A 9149-nucleotide genomic window follows, 5' to 3' on the forward strand; every position below is an offset into this window, starting at 1 on the left:
GCAATCAACATATCTTGAATGATATCATAATACGTTTTTAATTTAGACTGTTTAGAAAGCATATAATCTACAACTTTTCCTTGTGTTTCTTTTTATTTAAACAATTTATACTTTTTAAATTTTAGATAATCTAATCTTTATTAAGAGATATTATCAAGATAAAGTAACAGGTGATTATTATTTGTTAAATGAAGGTGATGATGTAGAAAAATCAAGTATAATAGATACTGAACTAGAATTAGTAGCAGTAGAAGAAAAAAGTTAAAGTGATGAATATCATGTTGAATTGCAAGATAGTACAAATAGAAAAGAATTAAAAATAAACGATAGTATACAGATAAAATAGAGAAAATTTATTTAGATAGGGTGCAAGTTCGATAAAACAAGTCTTGGAAGTATTACCAGATAAGACATGATTTGTATTAGATGAATTCTATACTAACAAAGCAATAAAAAAGTTTGTGGAGAGATTAAAACGTGTATGAATAATAATCATACAGCAAATGTTGAAGCATTTTTAGACACAAGACTTTCAGATAAAATAGTAAGCTATAGCAAAGAAAATAAGTACAACACATGCAAACTTATTTGTTTAATCATTAGAGATATAAGGACAAAAAAAGTTAACACTATCAACAACGCACCATTTTTGGTGCGTTATTTATTTCTGTGTTATAATGAAAGTAACTAATAGGAGGTCATTATCTATGATTGGAGAAAATATTAAATTTTTACGAAAGACTCATGATTTGACGCAACCAGAGTTTGCTGAGATTGTAGGTATTTCACGTAATAGTCTTAGTCGTTATGAAAATGGCACAAGCTCTATTTCGACAGGACTTATAGACCGCATTTGCCAGCAATTCAATGTGTCATATATCGATATTGTAGGAGAAGAAAAGATGTTAACACCAGCAGAAGATTATCAATTGACATTGAAAATAGAAGTTATCAAAGAACGTGGTGCAGTTATTTTATCTCAGTTATACCGTTATCAAGATAGTCACGGGATTGCTTTTGATGATGAGAGAAGTCCTTGGATTCTGATGAGTGATGATTTGTCAGATCTCATTAACACTAAAATTTATCTGGCAGATACCTTTGATGAGATAGAGCGCTATAATGGCTACTTAGACGGGATAGAGCGTATGTTAGAACTTGCCAATCATCAGGTGGTAGCTTAATGACAATGGAAGCATTTAGTCAGGCAGATTTTGACTTAGCCCTGAAACGGAATATTCGCTCTCTGACAAGGGGTAAAACTTCTTCAGCTAATCCACAAGCTATTTTACTTGGTGGCCAAAGCGGTGCAGGAAAGACAACTATACATCGGATTAAACAAAAGGAGTTTCAAGGTAATATTATTATTATTGATGGTGATAGCTACCGCTCTTTACATCCGAATTATCTTGCACTACAAGAGAAGTATGGTAAAGATAGTGTGGATTTCACCAAAGGTTTTGCAGGGAAAATGGTTGAATGCCTTGTGGAGAAGCTCAGTCAACAAGGTTATCATTTGTTAATTGAAGGTACGTTAAGAACAACTAAAGTTCCAAGTAATACCGCTCAGTTATTGAAATCACGAAATTATCGTGTTTCACTGGATTTGATTGCGACCAAGCCCGAATTGTCTTATCTCAGTACCTTGATTCGCTACGAAGAAGTCTATGCGGTAAATCCAAATCAAGCTAGAGCAACGCCTAAAGAGCATCACGACGGCATTATAGAGTATTTGGTTGATAACTTACGAAAGCTAGAAAACGATAAAATCTTTGATCAGATTCGAATTTATCAAAGAGATCGAAGTTGTGTTTATGATTCTGAAACGGATGAAGGATCAGCAGCAGATGTCTTACAAAAATACCTCTTTGGAAAATGGAGTAAGGTAGAGGAAGAGATGTTGAGGGTAGGACAGGAACGGTTGAGAAAGTTAAGTAAGAGAAATAGTAGGGAATGAAGTACCTAAAACTAGAAAATTCTATCACTGCTGATGAGGGGAAGAATTATGGAGGTTTTTCATCTAGACATACAGGAAAAATCAAAGATTTTTGAAGAGTAGGCAGTGCAATTCAGAAGAAATTATTGCTCAAATGAAGAACTAAAATTAATGACAGACATTATGCAACTTTCTACAATGTCAGGTGATTTTGAAGAATTATTAGTATCTGATTATTTTCAGTTTGTTGAAGAATATGCTATTCTAGGGTATAAAAGAGATTATTTGGATTCAAAACAAAATTGACAAAATATTCTTTTGAGTATAGAATTAATTTAAAGAAAACGTTTACTTCATATTTTTCAGGAGGGATTATTTATGAAAAAGTCTATAGTAATTTATTGTTTAGTTACTTTGATTGTTAGCTGCTTATCATATACTCATAAAACATATTATCCTAACACACCTTACTATAATATAATCCATAGTATATTAAATGAATGTAGCTTTTGTTTGCGAGTTTTAGCTATTACATATATAGCAATCAAAACAGGAGAATTTTTCAAAACAAAGAGTCTTTTAATCAAAGTATGATGGCAGGAATTATGATTAGTTTTATGTTAGCATTTATTAGTAATTTTATTGTTTTACTTAAGTATGCTTGGTTATATCCAGTTAATGGGATGTTTTATTTATCTAATGCAGTACCTTCAACGAGTATGGAAAAAATAGGTGTCGTACTTGTGGTGCTATGTCTGAGTATATTGAATATAACGCTATCGAAACGTTTATCTAGAAAAAAATTAATTGATTTGTATTGATAATAAGGGAGTGTTGAAAAATGAAAAGATTATTACACAGTGTTTTAAAAGTTGATGATATTTTATTATTATCTTGTTTTGTTGTAAATTTAGCAGCTTTAAAAGATGGTGTATTTAAATCTGTCATTTTATGTATAATTGCAGCTGTACAAACAACAAAATTTTTTCATCATCTTTTTTATGAGAAAGTATAAATTGATTAAACTTTAGACTTAATGAGTTTGGCAACAAAATTTAAAAATAATAGCAATGGCAAAACTGACTTTTGCTAATTATAATATTACATATAGAAAATGGCTTAATGTTATGGAGTTTTATTCCATGGTGTTAAGCCATTTGTGTTATTTATAAGGTAGTTGTTGTTATTATATTAAAATGATTTTTCAGAATAGTTATAATAAACAAAAAATTGTTGATATAAATAATAATACGTGTTTTAATTAAAATATGTATATATGAGGAGGGGAGTATGTTTAAAAATAAAGTAGTGATTGCGATATTGTTAAATCGCTTAGTGTCTTTATGTGTTGATTACGGTTATCTTATTTTATTGGGTATTATTTTTGCGAACTATTCTATTTCTATGATTATGTTTTTGTGGATTGCAAAAACAGTGGGGGATTTATTAGCGTTAAAAGTAAAGGGTATGACTGTCTTGAATTATTCGCAACCTAAATATGTATTAATGAGTTGTGAGATAATGAAGGGTTTGTTACTGGCGAGTATATTTTTCTTGAAAGATACACCGATGGTTTTTATTATTGTTGTGTTGATAGAAGTGATTAATACGATATTTGGTTCTAACTTAACGTCAATTAGAAGATTGGTCATTGATAAAAAAGATATTAATAAGTTTAATTCGACGTACACTTCAGTAGGTTCAATTTCTTATTTTTTAGCTCCAATTATCGTAGGTGGTTCATTGTTTACAAATAATACCTTTAATTTGTTTTTGGTATATGCTTTAGTGACTATTGGTAGTTCAATATTTTTATTATCATTGCCAAATAATTTGGAGATGCGTACGGAGTCAACAACGCAATCTGAAGAAAAATCAGATATAAAGAATTTGATGAGTATTTTAAAAAAATATAAATTATTAATCGTGATGATACCTATCTCATTATTGGCACATACTTTAGGAACGATTTTTGATTCTTATGAAGTCATCTATTTAACTAAAGATGTGGGGATCACAGAAAGTCAGTTTTCATTTTCACTATCCTATTTAGCTTGTATCTTTTTAGTTGCTGCATCTATTTATTACAAACTAGGGGATAATCATGACTTTAAACATTTTATTATTTCTAGTTTTATCTTTGGGGGATATTTGTTGTTTTTCTCTATAGGGAGTCATTTAGTGCATATTTTAATTTCATATACATTGTTAGCATTAGGTCAAACTTTTATGGGGATTTTCACAGCGAATTATACGCAATTAAATTTAGACAGAACAGAAATGAGAAATTTATCAATATATGAAGATATGATACAAAGCGTCTCTTCAACGATAGTGATTATAGGTATAGGTTTAACAAAACTAGATTATACGTATTTGAGAGTCATTTATTTATGTTTAACAGTAGTTTATTTTTTAGTTCTTATTGTCATGTATGCAGGATATTATAAACATATGATGAAAGAAAGGATTAGATAATATTTCGTTTTTAGATAGGGGGTAAATATGAAAAATAGTTTATTGGTTAAGGTGGTAGGTTTAGATATTACGTCAACATTTTTAGATAGTATATTTTCTATGATTATTGTTGTTTTATGTAGTCAGCAACCGAATAATACGACTTTATTAGCAATTATTTCAGTATTATTATTGGTACCATCTTTGTTTTCTGCAGTGTTTGGTGCATTTGCGGATAAAATTGAGCAACGTATGAGTTATATTATTTTGTCAAATGTAAGTCGTATTATATTATTTTTGGTAATGGCTTACTTGGCTAAAGATAAAATAACTACCATTGTATTATTTGCTATTGTTGCGATGTACATTATTATTAATTTCTTTGGCCAATTTGAAAATAGTTTGTTTGTACCTGTAGTGCCTGCTTTAACAACATCTGAAGAATTACCGATTATTTATTCAAAAGTTTCTTCGTTACAATCGGGTGTTCAAATTATTGCACCGATTATTGGTGCGATGTGTTTACAAGTGATTAGTTTTTCATATTTATCATTAACAGTGGCAACAATTGAAGGAATGATTGTGATTAGTTTATTTTTATTAAGACCTACTTTAAATAAAAAATTAGCCAATTATTACCAACAAAAAGCGGCTACATCATTGTCTGCTGAAACATCAACGGTATTAAATAATATGAAAGTTGGTGCGAAGGATATTTTTAAAAATAAGCAATTTAGATATATCTTATTTTTTATTACGATGGTTAATGGCTTAGGTGCTTCTTTATTTTTAGTGATCTCATTATTGGCGAGTAATTATCAACAATTTATAATTTATAATTTAAGTTATACGATTTCCATTTTAATGTCACTTACGAGTGGTGCAATGTTTTTGAGTGGTATATTGTTTTCTAAGTATCTTGTCAAATTAAGTTTTGCGCAGTTGAATTTAATTTTATCGAGTTGTTGGCTAGTTATTTTTACGTCGGGTTATTTTAAATCTATTTATATTTTTGCATTGACATTGATTGTCATGGGGATATTTACTACGTTTTTAGGTGCTAAGTTTAAAGCGGCAATTGTGAATACGCTAGATAAAGAGTTTATGTCTTCTTATATGGGAGTAATTAGTACAGTATTAGGTTTTACACCGATTGTCTTTACGAGTTTATTAAGTTTATTGATATTTATATTTAAAGATATAATTGTCATTATCAAATATGGTTTATTGCCAGTTTCTGCTATTCTTTTCTTACTATCTTTTAAATATTATATGAATGAAAAGAAAGTGGTGTAGTTAATTTAAAATATTAAAACAACGATTTTACTTTTGGAAGTGAGATCGTTGTTTATTGTATTAATCAACTATTGAAATGATTTTTAAGTGGTAGTAAACTATAATTAGAACGTGTTAAGTAGATTAATCGTTTTATAATTGTATGGTCATGACTGACGATAGCGTGAGAGGAGTAATGTAGATGGAAATTTTAAAATTTGCTTTAAGTTCGATTATGCAACATAAAATACGTTCATTTTTAACGATGTTAGGTATTATTATTGGTGTTGCGTCGGTAACACTTATTGTTGCTTTAGGTAATGGTTTGAAGGAAACTTTACAAGATACTTACGAAGATCAAATGCAAAATGTCTTATTATATTATAATCCAAAAACAGAGACAGGCAGAATAGTAGAACCAGTAAGTATAAAATATGAATGGCTGGCGCCATTAAACAAAGTTGAAGGTGTTAAAGATTATTTTGCGACTAATGGTGCTATGGGAAGCATGATAGCTAATGGTAAAAAAGTCGATAATGTAGTTATAAATGGTATTGACGAACATTTTTTCAATAATAATAAAATTGAATTATTAGTAGGAAGATTGTTTCAACAACAAGATTATCAATCATTTAGTCGCATGTTATTAATTAATAATAAATTAGCAGAAAAATTATTTGATAAAGATTACCAACATGCTTTAAACCAAGTTTTATTTATTAATGATAATGCTTATCGTATTATAGGTGTTTATCAAGAAGCAAAGGTGACAAAATTAATTGAAAAGTATTTACCTAAAGAAACTGCATTGATGACGAATCAACAAGTAGCTAATGAATTTAATACGGAGTTAATTGATAGAGTAACAGTCCATGTATCAGATATTTCTAAAATTAATAGTGTTGCTCAAGCGGCAGCCCAGAAATTAACAGAAGTATCAGGTATTAAAGAGGGTCAGTTTGAATCGCAAGACTATACGAAGATAGAAAAACAAATGAATAGTGAATTAAATAAGAGAACAATGGTGCTAGGAACAATGGCAGCTATTTCATTAGTTGTAGGTGGAATAGGTATCATGAATATTATGTTAGTGGCTGTAACTGAACGTACACGTGAAATAGGTTTAAGAAAAGCTTTAGGTGCCACTAGAAATAAAATTCGTATTCAGTTTCTAATTGAAGCCTCGCTATTAACTTTATTAGGTGGCAGTATTGGTATTTTATTAGCAATTTGTTGTACAGCCATTATTAATGTAGCATTTGAGGAATATATACATGCTAGTGTGTCATTCATAGTCGGATTGGGTAGCTTATTATTTTCAGCATTTATTGGTATTATTTTTGGCTTGATACCAGCCAATAAAGCAAGTAAATTACATCCAATTGAAGCATTAAGATATGAGTAGCTATATAATAGATAGAAAACAGTTTTCAATTAAGAAAGGATAAATCTTTTATGAAGTATAAATATATAATACATAATCAATATGATTTTATAACGGGTTTATTACAATGGTTATGTTGTCTAATGAGTATTTTTTTCGATCGTCATCTAAGCTTAGCTATATTATTTTTTATTTTAGGTACTATGTTTATTATTGGGAGTATATCTAAGATAAAATAACTTAAAAATATTTAACAACGGCTTTACTTCAGTTAACATTAGAAGTAAGCCGTTGTTTGTCATGTGAAAATATTATCTTAATTTATACTTTTTAATATTACCGTAAATCATAAATACGACGAGACAGAAGATAACCGTATTAGCAAAAATACCAATAAATAATTTAGTTGGGTCTGTTTGTTGAGGTAGGACGAAAATCGAATGGAAAAGAATGATTAGAAATCCGTAAGTGTTTTTTAAATAAGCCTTGATTAAGTTCATTGATAAAACCTCCTTATTATATATATTCATTATAAAACTCAGTGAATATTCTGTCAATTGTCTGAGTAAATATTATGAGTAATCAGCTTAAAAAATATTGATAGTGTAAGCACTTTTATATATGATAACAGTAAAGGAGTGATAATATAATGAAGCATTATGGGGTATTAAATGGAGAATTTGGGCATGAAACGATGTATCCTTGTCAATTAGTTAAAACGGCAGGTAATTATTTAATAGATACTAATGGTAAACAATACTTAGATTTGAGAAGCGGTTTATGGAATGTGACATTAGGTTATGATCATGATATTTATCAAGAAGTATCTCGTCGATTTAATGAAACGTTGCAACAAGGTTTAGCTTATTTAGACATGCATTCTTTTCAACATCAACTATATGATGAAGTGGCTAAAAAAATTTTGGCAATCAATCAGTATCATTTTAGTAAAGTGATTTATACAAATTCAGGTTCTGAAAATACAGAAGTAGCCTTAAAGATAGCAAATTATATTAATAAAAAATCAGTATCAAATAAAATATTAGCGTTTAATCATTCTTATCACGGTACATTTTTTGGTGGTGTAGCTGTTAGTGGTATCAATCAAGAATTAAATGAATCATTTCATCCTAAATATGGTCATGTAACATTTATAGATTATCCTACTCAACCTGAACAAGAGCAAACAATATTAGAGCAAGTTATGCAAATTGCTAAAGATTATGATGTGATGTTTATTGAACCAGTTTTATCTTCGCAAGGTGTCTATCTCTCAAGCATCGACTTTTTAAATGAATTAATGGCAATTTTAAAGAAAAATAATGTATTGATTGTGATGGATGAAGTAGCTACAGGTTTTTACAAAACAGGTGATACATTTTTCTATCATAAACTAGCACAAGCACCTGATATGTTGTCGTTAAGTAAAGCAATTAATAATGGTATTGTACCTTTTGGATGTTTATGTATTAGTGAAGCGGTTAATACTCAACTATTAAATAGTGATAAAACTATGGAGCATTTTTCAACACAAAATGGTAATTTACTAGGCATGATTTCAACAGAAGTGGTTATTGATTATTATCAACAACATCAACAAGCTATTTTAAATAAAGTGCATCGTCTATCTACTATAATTAATGAAATCTTAACAAACCATCATATCGTCTATCGCAATATAGGTATTATGACAGCAATTGATCTATCACCAACAATAGATATAGAACAATGTGTAGCTAAATTAACTAACTCAGGTATTTTAATTTATGCCTATATTAATGGTGAAGAACAAGGAATCATTATTATGCCACAATTCGATATTGATGAAGCTATCTTAAAACAAGCATTAGAAAAAATAGTCGAAATCATAAAATAAAGGCAACATAGATTTAAAGGAGATGTGACCATGGGCTTTGAAGATAAAATAGGTCAACGTATTAGAAAGCTAAGAGAACAACAAGGTCTATCTAGAGAAATGTTTTGTGAAGATGAAAGTCAATTATCAGTACGCCAACTTATAAGAATTGAATCAGGCCAATCAATGCCCTCCTTATTAAAATTAAAGTATATTGTGGATTGTCAACACTTATCTGAACA

General features: G+C 29.2%; 11 protein-coding genes. 10 read left to right on the forward strand and 1 reads right to left on the reverse strand.

Annotated elements, in window-relative coordinates; all coding sequences use genetic code 11:
• Positions 1-707: 707 nt before the first annotated feature.
• The 8 genes from pezA to AC5EAH_RS06980 all read left to right on the forward strand — a co-directional run bounded on the left by pezA (position 708) and on the right by AC5EAH_RS06980 (position 7073).
• A complete protein-coding gene (gene pezA / locus AC5EAH_RS06945) occupies positions 708-1184 on the forward strand; it encodes a type II toxin-antitoxin system antitoxin PezA (protein WP_493494050.1) in 477 nt (158 codons plus the stop codon).
• On the forward strand, positions 1184-1957 hold the full coding sequence (pezT, locus tag AC5EAH_RS06950) for a type II toxin-antitoxin system toxin PezT (protein WP_493494051.1): 774 nt from the start codon (positions 1184-1186) through the stop codon (positions 1955-1957). The genes pezA and pezT overlap by 1 nt, the downstream gene beginning before the upstream one ends.
• A 105-nt stretch (positions 1958-2062) precedes the next feature.
• Positions 2063-2242, forward strand: coding sequence for a hypothetical protein (locus tag AC5EAH_RS06955; RefSeq protein WP_493494052.1), 180 nt, complete (start codon positions 2063-2065; stop codon positions 2240-2242).
• Between the two features lie 299 nt (positions 2243-2541).
• The gene (locus AC5EAH_RS06960; protein ID WP_493494053.1) at positions 2542-2757 is read left to right on the forward strand and encodes a hypothetical protein; all 216 of its coding nucleotides are present in this window, start codon (positions 2542-2544) and stop codon (positions 2755-2757) included.
• Between the two features lie 20 nt (positions 2758-2777).
• Positions 2778-2951: a hypothetical protein gene (locus AC5EAH_RS06965; protein WP_493494054.1), complete on the forward strand. Its 174-nt coding sequence runs from the start codon at positions 2778-2780 to the stop codon at positions 2949-2951.
• A gap of 275 nt (positions 2952-3226) precedes the next feature.
• Positions 3227-4414, forward strand: a complete 1188-nt coding sequence (locus AC5EAH_RS06970; RefSeq protein WP_493494055.1) for an MFS transporter — start codon at positions 3227-3229, stop codon at positions 4412-4414.
• Positions 4415-4441: 27 nt separating this feature from the next.
• Positions 4442-5689 (forward strand): MFS transporter, encoded by a 1248-nt coding sequence (locus AC5EAH_RS06975; protein WP_493494056.1) that lies wholly within the window; start codon positions 4442-4444, stop codon positions 5687-5689.
• A gap of 181 nt (positions 5690-5870) precedes the next feature.
• Complete coding sequence (locus tag AC5EAH_RS06980; RefSeq protein WP_493494057.1) at positions 5871-7073, forward strand: ABC transporter permease; 1203 nt, start codon at positions 5871-5873, stop codon at positions 7071-7073.
• 290 nt (positions 7074-7363) lie between these two features.
• Here AC5EAH_RS06980 and AC5EAH_RS06985 read toward each other — a convergent pair whose 3' ends face one another.
• Entirely contained in the window at positions 7364-7552 is a 189-nt protein-coding gene (locus tag AC5EAH_RS06985) for a hypothetical protein (protein ID WP_493494058.1), read from the reverse strand.
• Between the two features lie 149 nt (positions 7553-7701).
• Between AC5EAH_RS06985 and AC5EAH_RS06990 the strand changes: the two genes are divergently transcribed.
• Both AC5EAH_RS06990 and AC5EAH_RS06995 read left to right on the forward strand, forming a co-directional pair.
• The gene (locus AC5EAH_RS06990) at positions 7702-8928 is read left to right on the forward strand and encodes an aminotransferase class III-fold pyridoxal phosphate-dependent enzyme (protein WP_493494059.1); all 1227 of its coding nucleotides are present in this window, start codon (positions 7702-7704) and stop codon (positions 8926-8928) included.
• 30 nt (positions 8929-8958) lie between these two features.
• Positions 8959-9149 (forward strand): helix-turn-helix domain-containing protein (locus AC5EAH_RS06995; protein WP_493494060.1); only part of this gene is annotated, 191 nt, incomplete at its 3' end.

It is taken from the genome of Staphylococcus sp. B1(2026) (assembly GCF_058895785.1).